Origin of the sequence: Enterobacter cloacae complex sp. ECL414 (assembly GCF_021869685.1) — a bacterium.
Lineage (GTDB): Bacteria > Pseudomonadota > Gammaproteobacteria > Enterobacterales > Enterobacteriaceae > Enterobacter > Enterobacter kobei.
The window spans coordinates 4,478,580-4,497,756 of record NZ_CP091481.1 but is presented as its reverse complement, the minus strand read 5'-3'; the positions used below and the strand labels follow the sequence as shown (position 1 = coordinate 4,497,756).

General features: G+C 55.6%; 21 protein-coding genes. 13 read left to right on the top strand and 8 right to left on the bottom strand.

The window, feature by feature from the left end; all coding sequences use genetic code 11:
• The first annotated feature begins 148 nt into the window (after positions 1-148).
• Complete coding sequence (pcoE, locus tag L3068_RS21755) at positions 149-583, top strand: copper resistance system metallochaperone PcoE (protein WP_000723069.1); 435 nt, start codon at positions 149-151, stop codon at positions 581-583.
• A 427-nt stretch (positions 584-1,010) separates the two neighbouring features.
• Positions 1,011-2,036, top strand: coding sequence for a TerC/Alx family metal homeostasis membrane protein (locus tag L3068_RS21750; RefSeq protein ID WP_014885578.1), 1,026 nt, complete (start codon positions 1,011-1,013; stop codon positions 2,034-2,036).
• A 60-nt stretch (positions 2,037-2,096) separates the two neighbouring features.
• Here the strand turns inward: L3068_RS21750 and L3068_RS21745 are convergent, their stop codons facing one another.
• The gene (locus L3068_RS21745) at positions 2,097-2,759 is read right to left on the bottom strand and encodes an HAD family hydrolase (protein WP_014885577.1); all 663 of its coding nucleotides are present in this window, start codon (positions 2,757-2,759) and stop codon (positions 2,097-2,099) included.
• A 321-nt stretch (positions 2,760-3,080) separates the two neighbouring features.
• Here L3068_RS21745 and L3068_RS21740 point away from each other — a divergent pair, with 321 nt between their 5' ends.
• The gene (locus L3068_RS21740) at positions 3,081-3,527 is read left to right on the top strand and encodes an NlpC/P60 family protein (RefSeq protein WP_014885576.1); all 447 of its coding nucleotides are present in this window, start codon (positions 3,081-3,083) and stop codon (positions 3,525-3,527) included.
• Between the two features lie 5 nt (positions 3,528-3,532).
• Here the strand turns inward: L3068_RS21740 and L3068_RS21735 are convergent, their stop codons facing one another.
• Together L3068_RS21735 and L3068_RS21730 are read right to left on the bottom strand one after the other, a co-directional pair.
• On the bottom strand, positions 3,533-4,327 hold the full coding sequence (locus tag L3068_RS21735; protein ID WP_047027090.1) for an SDR family NAD(P)-dependent oxidoreductase: 795 nt from the start codon (positions 4,325-4,327) through the stop codon (positions 3,533-3,535).
• Between the two features lie 32 nt (positions 4,328-4,359).
• Positions 4,360-5,241: a LysR family transcriptional regulator gene (locus L3068_RS21730; protein WP_050861827.1), complete on the bottom strand. Its 882-nt coding sequence runs from the start codon at positions 5,239-5,241 to the stop codon at positions 4,360-4,362.
• Positions 5,242-5,340: 99 nt separating this feature from the next.
• Here L3068_RS21730 and L3068_RS21725 point away from each other — a divergent pair, with 99 nt between their 5' ends.
• The 8 genes from L3068_RS21725 (at position 5,341) to arnF (ending at position 13,561) form a co-directional block, all read left to right on the top strand.
• The gene (locus tag L3068_RS21725) at positions 5,341-5,847 is read left to right on the top strand and encodes a phenolic acid decarboxylase (RefSeq protein ID WP_014885573.1); all 507 of its coding nucleotides are present in this window, start codon (positions 5,341-5,343) and stop codon (positions 5,845-5,847) included.
• Positions 5,848-6,170: 323 nt separating this feature from the next.
• Positions 6,171-7,310 (top strand): UDP-4-amino-4-deoxy-L-arabinose aminotransferase, encoded by a 1,140-nt coding sequence (gene arnB / locus L3068_RS21720; RefSeq protein ID WP_117581798.1) that lies wholly within the window; start codon positions 6,171-6,173, stop codon positions 7,308-7,310.
• Between the two features lies 1 nt (position 7,311).
• Positions 7,312-8,295 (top strand): undecaprenyl-phosphate 4-deoxy-4-formamido-L-arabinose transferase, encoded by a 984-nt coding sequence (gene arnC, locus L3068_RS21715; protein WP_063667154.1) that lies wholly within the window; start codon positions 7,312-7,314, stop codon positions 8,293-8,295.
• The gene (gene arnA, locus L3068_RS21710) at positions 8,292-10,274 is read left to right on the top strand and encodes a bifunctional UDP-4-amino-4-deoxy-L-arabinose formyltransferase/UDP-glucuronic acid oxidase ArnA (protein ID WP_059373001.1); all 1,983 of its coding nucleotides are present in this window, start codon (positions 8,292-8,294) and stop codon (positions 10,272-10,274) included. The genes arnC and arnA overlap by 4 nt, the downstream gene beginning before the upstream one ends.
• Positions 10,271-11,173, top strand: a complete 903-nt coding sequence (gene arnD, locus L3068_RS21705) for a 4-deoxy-4-formamido-L-arabinose-phosphoundecaprenol deformylase (protein WP_050862867.1) — start codon at positions 10,271-10,273, stop codon at positions 11,171-11,173. Before arnA ends, arnD begins: the two co-directional genes overlap by 4 nt.
• Complete coding sequence (arnT, locus tag L3068_RS21700) at positions 11,170-12,825, top strand: lipid IV(A) 4-amino-4-deoxy-L-arabinosyltransferase (protein ID WP_059373000.1); 1,656 nt, start codon at positions 11,170-11,172, stop codon at positions 12,823-12,825. The genes arnD and arnT overlap by 4 nt, the downstream gene beginning before the upstream one ends.
• Positions 12,825-13,160, top strand: coding sequence for a 4-amino-4-deoxy-L-arabinose-phosphoundecaprenol flippase subunit ArnE (gene arnE / locus L3068_RS21695; RefSeq protein WP_014885567.1), 336 nt, complete (start codon positions 12,825-12,827; stop codon positions 13,158-13,160). The genes arnT and arnE overlap by 1 nt, the downstream gene beginning before the upstream one ends.
• Positions 13,157-13,561, top strand: coding sequence for a 4-amino-4-deoxy-L-arabinose-phosphoundecaprenol flippase subunit ArnF (gene arnF, locus L3068_RS21690; RefSeq protein ID WP_047027087.1), 405 nt, complete (start codon positions 13,157-13,159; stop codon positions 13,559-13,561). The genes arnE and arnF overlap by 4 nt, the downstream gene beginning before the upstream one ends.
• On the opposite strand, the gene acpT is transcribed toward arnF, so the two are convergent.
• Together acpT and L3068_RS21680 are read right to left on the bottom strand one after the other, a co-directional pair.
• Positions 13,518-14,114 carry a 4'-phosphopantetheinyl transferase AcpT gene (gene acpT / locus L3068_RS21685; RefSeq protein WP_117581794.1) on the bottom strand — a complete coding sequence of 199 codons (597 nt, stop codon included), beginning with the start codon at positions 14,112-14,114 and terminating at the stop codon, positions 13,518-13,520. The two genes, arnF and acpT, sit on opposite strands and share 44 nt — an antisense overlap.
• Before the next feature lie 100 nt (positions 14,115-14,214).
• Positions 14,215-15,264: an AI-2E family transporter gene (locus L3068_RS21680; protein WP_014885564.1), complete on the bottom strand. Its 1,050-nt coding sequence runs from the start codon at positions 15,262-15,264 to the stop codon at positions 14,215-14,217.
• A 145-nt stretch (positions 15,265-15,409) separates the two neighbouring features.
• On the opposite strand from L3068_RS21680, the gene L3068_RS21675 reads away from it, so the two are divergent.
• A complete protein-coding gene (locus L3068_RS21675) occupies positions 15,410-16,627 on the top strand; it encodes an MFS transporter (protein WP_236904770.1) in 1,218 nt (405 codons plus the stop codon).
• Between the two features lie 3 nt (positions 16,628-16,630).
• On the opposite strand, the gene L3068_RS21670 is transcribed toward L3068_RS21675, so the two are convergent.
• Both L3068_RS21670 and L3068_RS21665 read right to left on the bottom strand, forming a co-directional pair.
• Positions 16,631-17,188: a DcrB family lipoprotein gene (locus L3068_RS21670; protein ID WP_023309515.1), complete on the bottom strand. Its 558-nt coding sequence runs from the start codon at positions 17,186-17,188 to the stop codon at positions 16,631-16,633.
• Between the two features lie 72 nt (positions 17,189-17,260).
• On the bottom strand, positions 17,261-17,926 hold the full coding sequence (locus L3068_RS21665) for a 7-cyano-7-deazaguanine/7-aminomethyl-7-deazaguanine transporter (protein ID WP_014885561.1): 666 nt from the start codon (positions 17,924-17,926) through the stop codon (positions 17,261-17,263).
• 167 nt (positions 17,927-18,093) lie between these two features.
• On the opposite strand from L3068_RS21665, the gene tusA reads away from it, so the two are divergent.
• Entirely contained in the window at positions 18,094-18,336 is a 243-nt protein-coding gene (gene tusA, locus L3068_RS21660; RefSeq protein ID WP_014885560.1) for a sulfurtransferase TusA, read from the top strand.
• 101 nt (positions 18,337-18,437) lie between these two features.
• Here the strand turns inward: tusA and yhgN are convergent, their stop codons facing one another.
• On the bottom strand, positions 18,438-19,031 hold the full coding sequence (gene yhgN / locus L3068_RS21655) for an NAAT family transporter YhgN (RefSeq protein ID WP_003861574.1): 594 nt from the start codon (positions 19,029-19,031) through the stop codon (positions 18,438-18,440).
• Between the last annotated feature and the right edge of the window lie 146 nt (positions 19,032-19,177).

The following is a 19,177-nucleotide window of genomic DNA, read 5'->3' as shown; positions in this document are numbered from 1 at the left end:
GGTTTTTTATAATTATTCATAAATCAGGAGCAGCGTGATAACACAATCACCTGGTTCCTGGAGTGATGATTAACCCGCCCTGAGATCAACTGCTTTCTCTGTTATAAGCCATTGATTGTTTGGGTATGTAAACACCGGAGACCCAACCATGAAAAAGATTCTCGTATCATTTGTTGCCATTATGGCTGCCGCTTCATCTGCCATGGCTGCAGAGACAATGAACATGCATGACCAGGTAAATAATGCACAGGCACCTGCCCACCAGATGCAGTCATCTGCTGAAAAAAGTGCAATTCAGGGAGACAGCATGACAATGATGGATATGAGCAGTCACGATCAGGCCGCAATGTCCCATGACATGATGCAAAACAGCAATTCTGCTGCCCACCAGGACATGGCTGAAATGCATAAAAAAATGATGAAAGCTAAACCCGGAGCTACCAACGAAACAGCAAAGTCATTTTCTGAAATGAGCGAGCATGAGAAGGCCGCAGCTGTACATGAGAAGGCGAATAATGGTCAGTCTTCCGTTGTTCACCAGCAGCAGGCTGATAAGCATCGCAGTCAGATCACCCAGAATTAACCCGCAGCTCCACTTGTTAGACCCTCATTTGACGCCGAAGTCACTGGCTTACGCTCCCGTCCGGGAGCGTTTTTTTTCCCATATATCAAACTTTAACTCTGAAGAGGTGGAAGTATCTGACCAACACTGTCACGTAACGCCAGATAACTACAAAAACACCTTTTTCCTCCTGTAAATTGCAGTTCCTGCAAGAACATCAAGGCATAATGTTGGAACAGCGTGTGATACACACTTAGCATCATGTTTTGTATGTGTTTTTTTAAAACTTTACAACTTTAAAGTCTTTTTCAGGTTAAAGGATACAACTTTAATGTCTCTACACAGCCGAAAAGAACAGTTAATATTTATTTTTTTGCGTGCTGTGCCCTTAACGGGCTCGCGCTTTTTATTGTCTGCATGGTGTTTTGTATCCAAAAAAGGGTTGTGTATGTCAGCTGCTCATCTCGGTTTCCCGACGGAAACCGTTGTTGTCTTTGTGGTGATGGCCGTTGGGGCGATGTTTATCGACCTCTTTATGCACCGTCACGATAAACCTGTCTCGCTGAAAAGCGCGGCGATGTGGTCCATCTTCTGGGTCATGATGGCGATGGCGTTCGCCGGGTTCCTGTATGTCCACCACGGTGCAGAGATGGCGAGCCTGTTCCTCACCGGCTATGCGCTGGAAGAGGTGCTTTCCGTCGATAACCTGTTTGTGATGATGGCGATTTTCGCCTGGTTCGGCGTGCCGGATAAGTACCGTCACCGCGTGCTCTACTGGGGTGTGCTGGGGGCGATTGTTTTCCGCGGTATTTTCGTGGCGATCGGGACCAGCCTGCTGAGCCTGGGGCCGTACGTGGAGGTCATTTTTGCGCTGGTTGTCGGCTGGACGGCGGTGATGATGCTCAAACGCAATGAAGAGAGTGACGAAGTGGAAGATTACTCCGGCCATCTCGCGTACCGCCTGGTGAAGCGCTTCTATCCGGTCTGGCCGAAAATCAGCAGCAATGCCTTTATCCTGACCCAGAAAGAGGTGGATGCGGAGCTTGAAAAGCCGGAAAACCAGGACGTCATGGTCGGGCGCGTGAAGAAGGCGAAACGCTACGCGACGCCGCTGCTGCTTTGCGTGGCGGTGGTGGAACTTTCTGACGTGATGTTCGCCTTTGACTCCGTACCGGCCATTATTGCCGTGAGCCGCGAGCCGCTGATTATCTATAGCGCCATGATGTTCGCCATTCTCGGCCTGCGTACCCTCTACTTTGTGCTGGAAGCGCTGAAGCAGTATCTGGTCCACCTTGAGAAAGCCGTGGTGTTGCTGCTGTTCTTCGTGGCGTTCAAGCTGGGGTTAAATGCCACCGATCACTTCTGGCATCACGGGTACAGCATTGGCGCGACGGCGAGCCTGTTTGTGGTCTTAGGCGTGCTGGCGCTGGGGATTATTGCGAGCGTGATGTTCCCTGGGAAACGTGAGGCCTGATGCTTTGCCTTTCTCCCTCTCCCTGTGGGAGAGGGCCGGGGTGAGGGCACCAGACCGCACCTAACCCTTAATCGGCGAATTCCGGCGCTTGCGCGGGTGGTGGAAATGCCGCCAGTGAGGATCCTGCGCCGCGGCCAGCAGCTCGTGGTCGCCGCGGGTATCTCCCCAGGCGCGCAGGTGATAGGCGTTCAGATCGCCATACACTTTTTCCAGTCTTGCGACTTTCTGGGCACAGCGGCAGTTATTGCCGGTGATGCGTCCTGTCAGCTTGCCGTCTTTCACTTCCAGCTGGGTGCCAATCAGCTTAATACCGAGCTTATCTGCCCAGGGCTGAAGCACCAGCGCCGGAGAGGCAGAACAGATCGTCACCTCCGCACCGGAATTCACCTCCGCCGCCACGGCCAGAACCCCTTCGGGGCGCATCAGCTTGTTCCAGTATTTTTCGCAAAATGCTTCCGCCTGCTGGCGCAGCCAGTGCTCATCCACTCCCGTCAGGAATGTTTTGATCAGCACTTCCTTGAGCTCATCCCGGGTCAGCTTGCGGCGAACGCAGTGCAGCGTAGGTAACGCCATGCGCACCAGGCGGCCTGCGAAGTAGCGTTTCCCAAAGGCAAAACGCAGGAAAGGGATAAAGCTATCGTGGTGCGTTAGTGTCCCATCAAAATCAAAGACAGAGAGCACGCTGGATTTAGCCACCGTCTCGTCGGCAATCATATTGGTCATAAATACGTCTTAGCTGAAATACACATTCTGAGGATCAGTTTACCTGCTTTATCTAAACAGTCCTTACATCTCCACCCTTTTTTTCACGATCTTGCGATCTAAAAGTGAGTCCATTTTTGGCCTCGATAGTCGTTGGTGAAAAAATGAACTGTCTATATTATCGCCACATCGAAAGATATTTCGGGGGAACATTGGCCCCCACGCGTAAGGAAAAATTCACTCTAAGCCACGATTTTTGATATGACGTTAAGATCGCTTATTTCAATCCTCACACTCAGTTTTGCTTCGTTTTCTGCAATGAGTTTTCAACTGCCTGCATCGATGATCTCGATGAATTCTGCGTTTGCGGAATCACCCGCGAAATCGGCGCTGTTTCATCAGGAAACGGGCCCGCTGCGCTCGCGCATTCTCGATCAATACCAGAAGTGGAAGGGAACCCAGTATCAGTGGGGCGGCACGAGCCACCGCGGCGTGGATTGCTCTGCACTGATGCAGCACCTGTTCAGCGATGCGGCGAATCTTAATTTGCCGCGCACGACCAGCGAGCAAATCCATCGCGGCGTGCAGGTGGCGCAGTACCGTCTTAAGGCCGGCGACCTGGTCTTCTTCCAGACGGGGCCAAACCGAAAGCATGTCGGTGTCTACATCGGTGACAACCGGTTTATTCACGCCTCCAGCAGCCAGGGGGTGACGGTGTCAACCCTGACCGATGACTACTGGCAAGCACATTACATCACGGCCCGCCGCGTGACGGGCAGTGCGGCGTAACGGGATCAGATGATGTCATCCACCACGCCACCGTCAACGCGCAACGCTGCGCCCGAGGTGGCGGAGGCCTGAGGCGAACAGACATAAATCACCATATTGGCCACCTCTTCTACCGTGGCCGCACGCTGGATAACCGAGCTGGGGCGGTTGGCCATGACAAATTCTTTCGCCAGCTGCTCCAGCGATTTCCCGGTTTTCTCGATTTCATCTTTCATCATTTCAGCGAAACCGTCCGACAGGGTGGGCCCCGGCAGTACGCTGTTCACCGTCACGCCGCTTCCCGCCACGAACTTCGCCAGCCCGCGCGCGAGCGAGAGCTGTGCCGTTTTGGTCACCCCGTAGTGGATCATATCCGCCGGAATATTGCATGCCGATTCGGAAGAGATAAACACCACCCGTCCCCAGCCTTTTTTCACCATGCCTGGCAGCAGAGCGCGGGAAAGACGCACGCCGGACATCACGTTGGTCTGCCAGTAACGCTCCCAGGTTTCATCGTCGGTGCTATAGAAGTCCTGCGGGCCGTAAATTCCGGCGTTGTTCACCAGAATATCGACATCACTTGCGACCTTCAGCAGCGACTCCACCCCTTCTGCCGTACTGAGATCGGCAATGGCGGCACGCACCTGTACGCCGGGTACAACCTGCTGTAACTGCTGAATACCCTTGTTCACCGAGTCGATGCTGCGGCCATTCACGATCACTTCCGCGCCGCTTTCCGCCAGGCCTCTGGCAATGGCGAACCCGATACCGCCGGTTGAGGCAGTCACCAGCGCCACTTTCCCCGCAAAGTCGATTTTCATCTTCTGCTCCTTATCGTTTTAGCGTTCGGACCTTAAAGCGTAGCAGGTGGTGATGACGGCTCCTGGCTAAAAAGGCGCAGCAGGGTTTCAACCTGCTCATCCAGCGGGGCGAGGGTACGTTTCACGATCAAATGCAGCGGCGTGGCCCGGCGGACACCGTGGTTCAGCGGAAGGATTTTCAGTAAGCCTCGCTCCAGCAGGGGCTGGATGCGTTCCTCTGGCAGCCAGCCGTAGCCGACCTGAGATACAACCGCCTCTATGGCAGCATCAATGGTGGAGAACGTCCACGACTCGCCGGCAGCCCGCGCGGCGTTCTGGCTGTCCGCAATCTGGATAAGCGGCCACGGGCGCAGCATCTCATCATTAAGCGGTGCATCAAGACAAAAGAGCGGATGCTGGTAATGCGCCACGGCGACAAAGTCGATATTCATCAGCCACTCGCCAAGCCCGGTAATGTCCTGGCGGCGGGTCAGGACCATTACGTCCGCTTCGTCGTTTATCGTGTCCGCGCGGCTATTTTCCAGCACCTCGGTAAGGCGCACCTGGGTTTGCGGATACCGTTGCTGGAATTGTCTTAAAATCGCGAACAGCCTGCGGCGGGGAAAAATACTGTCTACGATCAGATCGACTCGGGTGCGCATGCCGCTATGCAGCGTCGCGGCGCGCGTCTCAACATAAGAGAACGCTTTCAGCAGCGGTTTTACCTGATTCAGCAATAATTCTCCTGCGGGCGTGAGGACTGCCCGTCTCCCTTCCACCACCAGCAGCGCAATGCCCAGGCGCTCCTGGAGTAAAGAGAGGTTGTAACTGACGGAAGACTGGCTGCGGTGTGTCTGTTCTGCCGCTTTGGCAAAACTCCCGGCCTCGACCACTTTTTCCAGGAGTGACCACTGTTCAAGAGTTGTTTTATGCATGACATATCTAATTTTTGAATTAATTTGATTCAAACATAGCGTTATTCATTCATTTTTTGAAGGGGTACGATACGTTCATCAAAACAAAGGAGACACATCATGAGCAACTTCGACAAACATGACTTAAGCGGCTTCGTTGGCAAACATCTGGTTTATACCTACGATAACGGCTGGAACTACGAGATTTACGTCAAAAATGAAAACACCCTCGACTACCGTATTCACAGCGGCCTGGTCGGAAACCGTTGGGTAAAAGATCAGCAGGCGTATATCGTTCGCGTCGGGGAGAGCATCTATAAAATCTCCTGGACAGAGCCAACCGGTACTGACGTGAGCCTGATTGTTAACCTGGGCGACAACCTGTTCCATGGCACTATCTTCTTCCCGCGCTGGGTAATGAACAATCCGGAAAAAACCGTCTGTTTCCAGAACGATCATATTCCGCTGATGAATAGCTATCGCGATGCCGGTCCGGCATATCCCACAGAAGTGATTGATGAATTCGCGACAATCACCTTTGTGCGCGACTGTGGTCCAAATGATGACAGCGTGATTGCCTGTGCGGCCAGCGAGTTACCTGAAAACTTTCCAGAAAACTTAAAATAAGCGCGACAATTAACTAAAAAGAAAAGTTCCCGGCTATTTCATATTATTTTGAAATGGCCGGGATTTTTTTTGTTTGTTGATGTTTGGTTTAAATCACTTCCTGGCAAAACGTTGTGAAGATCACAATAAAAAATATTTAATATTAATTTAACTTGTTGTTTTTAAAGTGCCTGCTAGTAATTCTATAACGTTATAAACGTTGTCTTAATTTTTCCCTAAGAAATGAAAGCTATTTTGATATGAGTTTATGGTTCGTTGAAATAAACGGACCGGCATTTGGTTAATATCAAAAACGTGCCATTTTTATTGCAAGGAAATTAATAATGAGTGATTTTCTGCCCTTTTCGCGACCCTCAATGGGTGCCGAAGAAATGGCGGCGGTTCAGGACGTTTTGATGTCGGGCTGGATCACCACGGGGCCTAAAAATCAGGAGCTTGAAGAGGCATTTTGTCACCTGACGGGCAATCAGCATGCGATTGCCGTCTGTTCTGCTACCGCGGGCATGCATGTCACGCTGATGGCGCTGAATATTGGCCCCGGCGATGAAGTGATCACCCCCTCCCAGACCTGGGTTTCCACGCTAAATATGATCGTGTTGCTGGGTGCCACACCGGTGATGATTGATGTGGACAACGACACGTTGATGGTGACGCCTGACGCCGTTGAAGCGGCGATAACCTCGCGTACTAAAGCCATTATCCCCGTCCATTATGCTGGCGCACCGTGTGACATCGACGCGATTCATGCCATTGGCGAACGTCACGGTATTCCCGTTATTGAAGATGCTGCCCATGCCGCCGGAACCTATTACAAGAACCGCCATGTGGGCTGGAAAGGGACGGTGATTTTTTCCTTCCACGCCATTAAAAATATGACCTGTGCAGAAGGCGGTTTAGTTGTCACGGATAACGCTCAGCTTGCTGCGCGGATCCGCAGTCTGAAATTCCACGGCCTGGGGGTGGATGCCTATGACCGCCAGACGCACGGTCGTGCACCGCAGGCTGAAGTGATCTCGCCGGGCTATAAATACAACCTGGCGGATATTAACGCCGCGCTGGCGCTGGTGCAGTTGGGCAAATTAAAAGAGGCCAACAAACGCCGTGAGGAAATCGCGCAACGCTACCTGCGGGAGCTGGCCGATACGCCGTTCCAGCCGCTGACCATTCCAGCATGGCCGCACGTTCACGCCTGGCACCTGTTTATTATTCGCGTTGATGAAGCCCGCTGCGGTATTTCACGCGACAACCTGATGGCGGCGCTGAAGGAGAAGGGCATCGGTACCGGCCTGCACTTCCGTGCGGCGCACACTCAAAAATACTACCGCGAGCGTTTTCCTGATGTATCGCTCCCGAATTCGGAATGGAATAGCGCGCGTATTTGTTCTCTCCCTCTTTTCCCGGACATGACTCATGACGACACAACCCGCGTCATTACCGCGCTCCATCAGCTTGCAGGACATTGATATGTTCAGTGCACCACCCGTACAAAAAGTTTCCGTCGTCATTCCTGTTTATAACGAACAGGAGAGCCTGCCTGAACTGATTCGCCGCACGACGGCCGCCTGCGAGACGCTGGGCAAAGCGTATGAAATTCTTCTGGTGGACGATGGCAGTAGCGATGGCTCCGCAATGATGCTGACCGATGCTGCCCAGGCTGAAGGCAGCCATATTGTTGCCGTGCTGCTGAACCGTAACTACGGCCAGCACTCGGCGATCATGGCCGGATTTAGCCACGTTACGGGCGATCTGATCATCACTCTGGACGCGGATCTGCAAAACCCGCCGGAGGAGATCCCACGCCTGGTGGCGAAAGCCGATGAAGGCTATGACGTGGTCGGCACGGTGCGTCAGAACCGTCAGGACAGCCTGTTCCGCAAGCTGGCCTCACGCACTATCAACCGTCTTATCCAGCGTACGACCGGTAAAGCGATGGGCGATTATGGCTGCATGCTGCGCGCCTACCGCCGTCATATTGTCGACGCCATGCTGCATTGCCACGAGCGCAGCACGTTTATTCCGATCCTCGCTAACACGTTCGCCCGTAAGGCAACGGAAATCCCGGTCCTGCATGCCGAGCGTGAGCACGGGGAATCGAAGTACAGCTTCATGCGTCTCATCAACCTGATGTACGACCTTATCACCTGTCTGACCACCACGCCGCTGCGTCTGCTGAGCGTTTTCGGCAGCATCATCGCGCTGGCGGGGTTCGCGCTCTCCGTCCTGCTGGTGGTGCTGCGGCTGGTCTTTGGCCCGCAGTGGGCGGCTGAAGGGGTCTTCATGCTTTTTGCCGTGCTGTTTATGTTCATCGGTGCCCAGTTTGTCGGCATGGGCCTGCTCGGTGAATACATTGGCCGAATTTATAACGATGTCCGCGCACGTCCGCGCTACTTTATTCAACGTGTTGTCCGTCAGGAACACAAAGCATCTCAAGAGGAAATCCACCCATGAAAGCTGTTGTATTTGCCTATCACGATATGGGGTGCACGGGCACGCTGGCCCTGCTGGAAGCGGGCTATGACATTGCGGCAATCTTTACCCATCCGGACACGGCGGGCGAAAATCACTTTTTCAGCTCAGTGGCGCGCATCGCCGCCGAGCGGGGGATTCCGGTTTATGCCCCGGACGACGTGAACCATCCGCTGTGGGTGGAGCGCATCCGCGCGCTTGCCCCTGATGTCATCTTCTCGTTTTACTATCGCAACCTGATCTGCGACGAGATCCTCGGCCTGGCCGCAAAAGGAGCATTTAACCTTCACGGCTCACTGCTGCCAGCCTACCGTGGGCGCGCGCCGCTGAACTGGGTGCTGGTGAACGGCGAAACGGAAACGGGCGTGACCCTGCACCGGATGGTCCACCGTGCGGATGCGGGGGCCATCATTGCCCAGCACCGCGTGGCAATCGATGCGGATGAAACGGCGCTGCAGCTGCACCAGAAACTTTGCACCGTGGCACAAAGCCTGCTGCACGACGCGCTGCCAGCTATCCTGAACGGCACCTTCAGCGAGACCGTGCAGGATGAGAGCAAAGCAAGTACCTTCGGTCGCCGCACGCCGGAGGATGGTCGTCTGGACTGGAACCAACCTGCTCGCCAGCTTCACAACCTGGTGCGTGCCGTGACCGACCCATGGCCGGGGGCATACAGCTTTGCGGGCGTGAGCAAGTTTATCGTCTGGAAATCCCGCGTGCGCGACGACATCCCGGCGGCAAAACCGGGCACCGTTGTCTCCGTCTCACCGCTGATTGTGAGCTGCGGCGAGCAGGCGCTGGAGATTATTACCGGGCAAACCGACAGCGGTCTTTACGTGCAGGGCACGCAGCTGGCCCAGTCTCTGGGGCTGGTCGCCGGGGCGCTGATCACAAGCGCCCCGGTGGTTGCCGTTAAACGCCGCACCCGCGTGCTGATCCTCGGCGTAAACGGCTTTATCGGTAACCACCTGACTGAACGCCTGCTCAAAGACGATAACTACGAAATCTATGGCCTGGATATTGGCGCGGATGCGATCAGTCGTTTCCTCGACAACCCACGCTTCCACTTCGTGGAAGGGGATATCAGCATCCATTCCGAGTGGATTGAATACCACATTAAAAAATGTGACGTGGTACTGCCGCTGGTCGCCATCGCCACGCCTATCGAGTACACCCGTAACCCGCTGCGCGTGTTCGAGCTGGACTTCGAGGAGAACCTGAAGATCATTCGCGACTGCGTGAAATACGACAAGCGCATCATCTTCCCGTCCACCTCTGAAGTGTACGGCATGTGTACCGACAAAAACTTCGACGAAGACACCTCTAACCTGGTGGTCGGGCCGATCAACAAACAGCGCTGGATCTACTCTGTCTCCAAACAGCTGCTGGACCGCGTGATTTGGGCCTACGGTGAGAAAGAGGGGCTGCGCTTTACCCTGTTCCGTCCGTTCAACTGGATGGGCCCGCGTCTGGATAACCTGAACGCGGCGCGTATCGGTAGCTCCCGTGCGATCACCCAGCTGATCCTGAACCTGGTGGAAGGCTCACCGATTAAGCTTATTGAAGGCGGCAAACAGAAACGCTGCTTCACGGATATCAGCGACGGTATCGAAGCGCTGTTCCGCATCATCGAAAACAAAGATAACCGCTGCAACGGTCAAATCATCAACATCGGGAACCCTGACAACGAAGCGAGCATTCGCGAACTGGCTGAGATGCTGCTGGCCAGCTTTGAGCGCCATCCGCTGCGCGATAAATTCCCACCGTTTGCCGGTTTCCGCGAAGTGGAAAGCAGCAGCTACTACGGTAAAGGCTACCAGGACGTTGAGCACCGTAAGCCGAGCATTCGCAATGCGAAGCGCTGCCTGAACTGGACACCGACGGTGAAGATGGAGCAAACCATTGACGAGACGCTCGATTTCTTCCTGCGCACCGTGGAGCTGTCGGAACAGGTCTCATGAAAAAAGTCGGTTTACGCATTGATGTCGACACCTTCAGGGGAACGCGTGACGGCGTCCCCAGGCTGCTGGAACTGCTGAGCAAGCACGGTGTGCGTGCCAGCATCTTCTTCAGCGTGGGGCCTGACAACATGGGACGCCATTTATGGCGTCTGATTAAACCGGCATTTCTGTTCAAAATGCTGCGCTCACGCGCAGCATCTCTCTACGGCTGGGATATTCTGCTGGCCGGCACCGCCTGGCCCGGTAGACGCATCGGCGCGGGTAACGAAGCGGTTATCCGTGAGGCGGCGCAGCAGCATGAGGTCGGCCTGCATGCCTGGGATCATCACGCCTGGCAGGCGTGGGCAGGCGTCTGGGATATCCCACGTCTCTCCCGTGAAATTGAGCGTGGAATGCTGGAGCTTGAGGCCATCACCGGTCAGCCCGTGCGCTGTTCCGCCGTGGCAGGATGGCGTGCGGATCAACGGGTCGTAAAGGCCAAAGAAGCCTTTGCGTTTCGCTACAACAGCGATTGCCGCGGAACCGGTCCGTTTTTGCCGCTGTTAGGCGAAAATCACTACGGTACGGTGCAAATTCCGGTCACGCTTCCCACCTGGGATGAAGTGGTCGGACGCGAGGTGAAGGCGGAAGAATTTAATCGTTATATTCTGGACCGTATGCATCGCGATACGGGTACGCCGGTGTATACCATCCATGCAGAAGTAGAGGGGATTGCGTATCAGCATGATTTCGATGCGTTGCTGACCCTGGCCGCTCAGGAGGGCATTGAATTCTGCCCGTTGAGCGAGCTGCTGCCCGACGACTTCAGCACCCTGCCTGTGGGAAAAATTGTCCGTAATGAACTGGCTGGCCGGGAAGGCTGGCTTGGCCATCAACACACCGTGAGTCCGGTCCCATGAAAACAGCCCGTTATGGCTTAGCGCTTCTCGCACTGTTTATCGTTTACTACCTCATTCCTGTCGATGTCCGCCTGCTGTGGCAGCCTGACGAAACGCGCTATGCGGAAATCAGCCGCGAAATGCTGGCATCGGGTGACTGGGTCGTCCCGCATTTTCTGGGGCTGCGTTACTTTGAAAAACCGATTGCTGGCTACTGGATCAACAGTCTCGGGCAACTGCTGTTCGGGCACACCAACTTTGCCGTACGCGCCGGGGCGATATTCTCCACCGGGTTAACGGCGCTGCTGGTGATCTGGATGGCCTGGCGTCTCTGGCGGGATAAGCGAGTAGCCATTTTCTCCGGCCTTATCTTCCTGACCCTGTTCCTGGTGTACGGTAACGGCACGTATGCGGTGCTGGATCCTATCATCACCCTGTGGCTGGTGGCGGCGATGTGCAGCTTCTGGCTGGCCTCGCAGGCCCAAACCGTGGCCGGAAAAGCGGGTGGCTATGTGCTGCTTGGGCTGGCCTGCGGGATGGGGGTGATGACCAAAGGCTTCCTGGCGCTGGCCGTTCCGGTGATTGGCGTGCTGCCGTGGGTGATCGTCCAGAAGCGCTGGAAAGAGGTGCTGATTTTTGGCTGGCTCGCGATCCTGAGCTGCGTGCTGATTGTCCTGCCGTGGGCGCTGGCGATTGCGCATCGGGAGCCTGATTTCTGGCGTTACTTCTTCTGGGTTGAACATATTCAGCGTTTTGCCCAGAGCGACGCCCAGCATAAAGCCCCATTCTGGTATTACCTGCCGTTCCTGCTCGCGGGCAGCCTGCCGTGGCTGGCACTGCTGCCGGGCGCGTTTCGTCTCGGCTGGAATGACAGACAAAGCGCGGGGGGAGGATTCTATCTGCTGGGCTGGGTGGTGATGCCGCTGCTGTTCTTCAGCATCGCCAAAGGCAAACTGCCGACCTACATCCTGCCCTGTTTTGCCCCGCTGGCTATCCTGATGGCGCGCTATGCCTGCCTCGCGGCGGAAAAAGGTGCGAGAGCGTTGCGCATTAACGGTGGGATTAACCTGGCGTTTGGGGTGATCGGCGTGATTGCGGCGCTGGTGGTCTCGCCATGGGGGCTGGCTAAGCATCCGGTCTGGACGCCGGTCGAACTGTACAAAGTGTTCTGTGCAGTAGTGGCGTTCCTCCTCTGGGCCGCGGTGGGCTGGTTTACGTTCAGACAGAGTCAGCAGCGCTGGTGGCTGGCAGCCTTGTGTCCTGCAGGCCTGGCATTGCTGATTGGTTTTGCCATTCCTAACCTGGTGGTGGATTCCAAACAGCCGCAGTCGCTGGTCGATACCGTGCGCGAGCCGCTTCAGGAAAGCCGATTTGTGCTGGCCAATAACGTTGGCGTGGCCGCGGGTCTGGCGTGGGAGCTGAAGCGTAATGACATTACGCTGTTTGGTCAGAGCGGCGAACTGCGTTACGGGCTGGATTATCCCGATGTGAAAGATCGTTATGTCGACAAAGATGACTTCGCGCAGTGGCTGGCGACGCATCGTCAGCAGGGGCGTGTGTCGCTGGTGGTTCTGCTGTCAAAGCGTGACGATATCTCACGGGCGAATTTACCGCAGCCGGACAATCTCTATATCCAGGGACGGTTTGCTTTGCTGGAGTATCTGCCGAAGTGATGACCTGGACCTGGCTGGTACTGGCAAGCTTGCTCAGCTGCGCGGGGCAGTTATGCCAGAAACAGGCCACCCGTCCGGCGAAAGCCGGGCGGCGCGGCGCGCACATTATGTTGTGGCTGGGTCTGGCAGGGCTGGCGCTGGGTAGCGGAATGCTGGTCTGGCTGGTGGTGCTGCAACGCCTGCCCGTTGGCGTCGCCTATCCTATGCTGAGCCTCAACTTTGTCTGGGTAACGCTGGCGGCAAAAGTATTCTGGCGCGAACACGTTGCTGCGCACCACTGGCTGGGGGTCGGGTTTATCATCATTGGGATTATCGTGCTGGGAGGAAGCCTGTGAAAGGCGCGTTCTGGGCGTTATGCAGCGTGCTGTTAGTCAGCGCCGCACAGCTGTTGCTGCGCGATGCCATGCAGGCACTGCCGCCGGTCAGCGATGTTCGGGGGCTTATTTCCGCGCTGTGGCACTTCTCATCCGGCACGGGCGCGCTGCTGCTGGGGTTGATGGGGTATGTGGCCTCAATGGGCTGCTGGTATCTGGCGCTGCATCGCATGGCGCTCAGCAAAGCATATGCCTTGCTGAGCCTCAGTTATATTCTGGTGTGGGCCGCGGCAATCGTCCTGCCCGGCTGGGGGGAACACTTCTCCTGGCACGGGCTGGTGGGCGTAGGGTTTATTATGCTGGGTGTACTAACGATTTTTAGGCCAGCACGTCGTCAGCAGAATGGATCAGGCCGGCGCTGAGTTCGAAGGGCGTTGCGGTACAGACCGCAAGACTCAGCGAGTCTATGCGGCAGTGGCTGACTGAATGAAACGCGCTGGCGGTACTGTCAATGCTAACCATTTGCCAGGCGTGACCGCCGCACTGTTTAACGATCGCTTCCTTTCGCGTCCAGATACGCCAGAATGCCGTAAGCTGGCGCTCTGGCGTTTCCTTCTCCAGCTCTTCATGCTCGGCGCCGCTGAAGACGGCATTGGCGAGCGTGCGCCAGTTATCCTGCGGGCGAATACGTTCCAGGGAACAGCCCACGTCACCTTCGTCACTGATAATTAATGCAATCTCATCTCCCGAGTGGCTAAGGCTGAACCACAGCGGAAAGTCGCCGGCAAAAAGGGGTTTCCCCTGTTCGTTGTGGATAATCTCCGGGAGTGGCGTCGGCGCCAACAGACGCGAAAGCAACCCGCGTCCAGCGAGCCAGCGCGCGCGATGGGCGCCTTCGGGCGCGTGTCGGGAGAGCGCTTGAGCCCAGCGGTTGGTGCTCAGCGAGGAGATTTTTCCCAGAAAAACCTGGTACATATAACGTCTGGCCTTCAGTCAAACAGAGAGTCGCAAAGTTGCGCGGCGAAACCATTACTATAATCTATTGTCCCCGATAATGGCTAACCCGACCAGCGGCTTAGCCCGGCAACCGGCTTTTGGGTCGTCCCGGCCCCAGCAGGATCGCCAGCTTGCTGCCCCCTTTGGTGGTCTCCATCCAGATTTTACATACGCTGGTCAGCGGAACCGACAGCAGCATCCCAACCGGGCCCAGCAGCCATCCCCAAATCAGTAAGGATAAAAATACCACCAGCGTCGACATGCCCAGCCGGTGCCCCATCATGCGCGGCTCGAGAATATTCCCCAGCACCATATGCACAACGAGGAACAGCGCGCCGACCAGCATACATTCATAAAATCCATTAAACAGAAACGCCTGAATCATCGGCGGCACGGCGGAGAGCACGGCGCCAATGTTGGGAACGTAGTTCAGCAGAAATGCCAGCACCCCCCACATCAGGGCGAACTGGACGCCCATCAGCATCAGTCCCAGCCAGACAATGATCCCGGTCCATACGCTCAACAGCGTTTTCAGCGCCAGATATTTGGACACACCCTTCAGCGCGCGGTGTAAACCGGCAATATGGATTTGCGGGTTATTTAATGCAAAACGCAGCTTGTAGGGCACATGACGGACTTCGAACAGCATGAACACCACCGTCATGACCAGCAGCAAAATGCTGGCCATCGCGCCGGAAAGACCGGTCATCAGCGTGGTGGCGTAGGTCATGACTTTCTCTGAATCCATCCTGCGCAGCATCCGTTCTGGCGAGATATGCAGATTAAGAAAGGGCATCATCTCCTGCAGGGCGATGATTTTGCGCGTCAGCTCTTTATTGTACTGCGGCAGCATGGTGGAGAATTCGCTCAGCGATGCGGCCAGTACGCCGAAGAGTGCCGTCAGGCCAATCAGCATTACAATCACCACAATAGTGATGGCCACCGGGCGGCTAACGCCCCGGCGTAAAAACCAGGTCACCAGCGGATTGAGAACAATGGCAAAAAAGAGTGCCAGCAGAAGCTGGACGATAATGTCAGCGGCAGCATGAATACCCGCGAGGATAACCACCAGACAGGCGAGTTTTAATAAAATATGGAGTCCTGCTTTATCGGGCTGGGGGGAGATCATGCGCGTTCCTTAGTAAGATGACGCATTAAGTGTAGTGCCTGGCTTCCGCTTCGTCTGGCACCGATAATCTGAAAGTCGGGGCTGATTTTCTGATGGCGTCGTGGTAATAGTGAAACACTGTTGCAAAAAATTCAGGTCTAACTCCATGCCCGAACCTGCCGCTGAACCGGCGCTGAGCGGATTGCGCCTCAATCTGCGTATTGTTTCCGTCGTCATTTTCAACTTTGCCAGTTATCTGACCATTGGTCTGCCGCTGGCGGTCTTGCTGGGCTATGTCCATGACGTAATGGGGTTTAGCGCATTCTGGGCGGGGCTGGTGATTAGCCTGCAGTATTTCGCCACGCTGTTAAGCCGGCCGCATGCCGGGCGCTACGCGGACATGTTCGGACCAAAAAGCATCGTCGTGGTGGGGTTGTGCGGCTGTTTCCTCAGTGGCCTGAGCTACCTGCTGGCGGCCACAACCAGCGCCTGGCCGCTGGTCAGTCTGACGCTCCTCTGCCTGGGCCGCGTCATCCTCGGTATTGGGCAAAGTCTGGCGGGAACCGGCTCCACGCTGTGGGGCGTGGGCGTTGTCGGCGCATCACATATTGGCCGGGTGATCTCCTGGAACGGAATTGTTACCTACGGCGCGATGGCGCTCGGTGCACCGCTCGGCGTGGCCTGTTATGCCTTTGGCGGGCTCTATGGACTCGCCATCACCATTATGGTGGTCGCGCTTCTGGCGATTCTGTTTGCCCTGCCGCGCCCGAAAGTAAAGGCCAGCAAGGGCAAGCCACTGCCGTTTCGGGCTGTGCTGGGCCGCGTATGGCCGTACGGTATGGCACTGGCCCTGGCGACGACCGGCTTCGGCGTCATTGCGACCTTCATTACCCTGTTCTATGACGCCAAAGGCTGGGAGGGCGCGGCCTTTGCGTTAACCCTCTTTAGCGTGGCGTTTGTTGGCGCGCGCCTGCTTTTCCCGAACGGCATCAACCGTCTGGGTGGGCTGAATGTGGCGATGATCTGCTTTGCGGTCGAGATAGTCGGGCTGCTGTTGACCGGTATCGCCAGTGCACCCTGGATGGCGAAAATGGGCGTCTTCCTTGCGGGGGCCGGTTTCTCGCTGGTCTTCCCGGCGCTGGGCGTGGTGGCGGTGAAAGCAGTGCCGCAGCAGAACCAGGGAGCGGCGCTGGCGACCTATACGGTATTTATGGATATGTCGTTAGGCATTACCGGGCCGCTGGCGGGGCTGGTGATGGCCTGGGCAGGGGTACCGGTGATTTATCTTGCCGCAGCGGGTCTGGTGATAATTGCCTTGTTACTGACGTGGCGGCTAAAAAAATGGCCCCCGGTGCAAGCACCGGAGGCCACGTCATCATCGTGAAGGTTACTGGATCACGATGGTGTTAATGATGTTTTCAGCCGCCGTCTGCGCTTTCTGCTGATCTTCCGCTGGCAGGGTGATCTGCAGGGTCAGCAGTTTGTTATCCACCTTGCCCAGCACCACAGAAGAGTAAGCGGTCTGGCCTTTGGCAGAGATGATGCTGTCCAGCTGTTGCAGCGTGTGGCCTTTCAGCTCGATGGATTTATTGGTCACCACCTGCAGCTGCGGATCGCGGCCGCGCTGCTGATCTTCCAGACGTTTAGACAGGACGGCCAGGTCTTCGCTGGTATCGTCGCCCACAATCACAATGACCGCTTTCTGACCGGTTGCGTCGGAGTAAACGTGCATGTTGTTCGCCTGGGTACCCAGCTTGCCGCTCTGGTCAGTCATATCGGCTGGCAGAGAGAAACTGAGTTTGCCATCCATCAGATTCACCGGCTGGCCGGTCGCGTTGCTCTCTGCGGATGCGCCCTGAGCAGGCGTTTTCGTGTCGCTGTTATCACAGGCTGCAAGACCCACAACCAGCAGGCCAATCCCGACATATTTAACCAGATTGCGCATTGACTTCTTCCTTTCGATAAACGGCCATAACGGCTCATTCGTCCATCTTATCACAACTGATAAAGCGAACCCTTAACCAGCCTGCAATGCCGTGATTTCAGATTTATCTGCCAGCCTTTTCAGCAGCATATTCAGCAGCACGCCGTACATTGGCAGGAAGAAGACAATGCTGATGAGGACCTTGAAGCAGTAGTCCACCAGCGCAATTTCCATCCAGTGCTCGGCCATAAAGGCATCCGGGCTGCGCCAGAAAGCGATGAAGAAGAAGGCCAGCGTATCGCTCACGTTACCGAATAGCGTGGAGGCGGTAGGCGCCATCCACCAGCGATGGTTCTGGCGCAGACGGTTAAACACGTGCACGTCAAGGATCTGCCCCAGCGCGTAGGCCATAAAGCTTGCCGCGGCGATACGGGCGACAAACAGGTTGAAGTGCGTCAGCGCCTCAACGCCCTGCCAGCTTCCCATATAAAACAGGGACGACACCACGTATGAGATGAACAGCGCCGGAAGCATGACCGCAAAAATAATGCGGCGGGCCAGCGGTGCGCCAAAAATACGCACGGTCAAATCCGTGGCGAGGAAAATAAACGGAAAACTGAACGCGCCCCAGGTGGTATGAAAACCAAAGATGGAGATGGGGAGCTGCACCAGATAGTTACTGGACGTGATCACCAGTAAATGAAAAAGCGAAAGCCAGAACAACGCTTTAACGCGCTGTGATTCAGAGAACTGCGTCATATTGTGACCTTTTTATACGTTGGGGTGAGGGAACCCAATAAAAACCGCAGCATGATACTGCTTTGGCTGGACATTGCAATGGTTGATTTTTGCGCAATCGTTAACCTGGTTTGCATTGTCCGCCACCGGGCGTAAACTACAGCCGTTTTTACCAGACCGAGAAGACCATGACCGACCTGTTTTCCAGCCCAGACCATACCCTTGATGCTCAGGGCCTTCGCTGCCCGGAGCCGGTAATGATGGTACGCAAGACCGTGCGTAACATGCAGCCCGGTGAAACGCTGCTGATTATTGCAGACGACCCGGCCACGACCCGCGATATTCCCGGGTTTTGTACCTTTATGGAGCATGAGCTTGTGGCGCAGCAGACAGAAGCGCTGCCGTACCGGTATTTGATTCGTAAGGGGTAGGTGGTCCGCCGCTGCGGTCTGATGCCCTCACCCCGGCCCTCTCCCACGGGGAGAGGGGGCAAACACTAAAAATGGCCACTGCGTGGCCATTTTGCTTTTACCTAGCCTTTCATCCACGCGCGGATCCCGTCCAGGAACATCTGCGTCGCCATCATCACCAGAATCAGCCCCATCAGGCGCTCCAGCGCGTTAACCCCTTTCTCCCCCAGCAGGCGCAAGAACAGCGACGATTGCAGCAGGATGATAAATGTCCCGCCCCAGGCGATAAGCAGGGCAATCACCAGGTGGCTCATTTGATTCGGATACTGATGTGACAGCAGCATCAGGGTGGCCAGAATGGTCGGCCCGGCGACGAGGGGAATCGCCAGCGGTACGATAAACGGCTCTTCGCCCGCGGGCAGGCCGCTGCTGCTCCCTTCGGCGCTCGGGAAAATCATCTTAATGGCAATCAGGAACAGAATAATCCCGCCGGAAATGGAGACCGTTTCTGCGCGCAGGTTCAGGAAGGCGAGGATCTTTTCTCCCGCAAACAGGAAGATAAACATCACCAGCAGGGCGATGAGCAACTCGCGGATCATGATCGCCCGGCGGCGCTTCGGCTCAGTGTGCTTCAGCACCGACATGAAGATAGGCAGGTTGCCCAGTGGATCCATTATCAGGATCAATAAAACCGCTGCGGAAATGATTTCACTCATGTAAATTATCCCTGAACATCTCTATGGTTATTATGATAATTAGCTGTATTTCTGATTGCCGGGCAATCATCGATTAATTTCGCTTGCGACTTTGGCAGCATTTTGTAATGTGAAGCATATCCCAGTTCAATACTGGCTTGCACAAT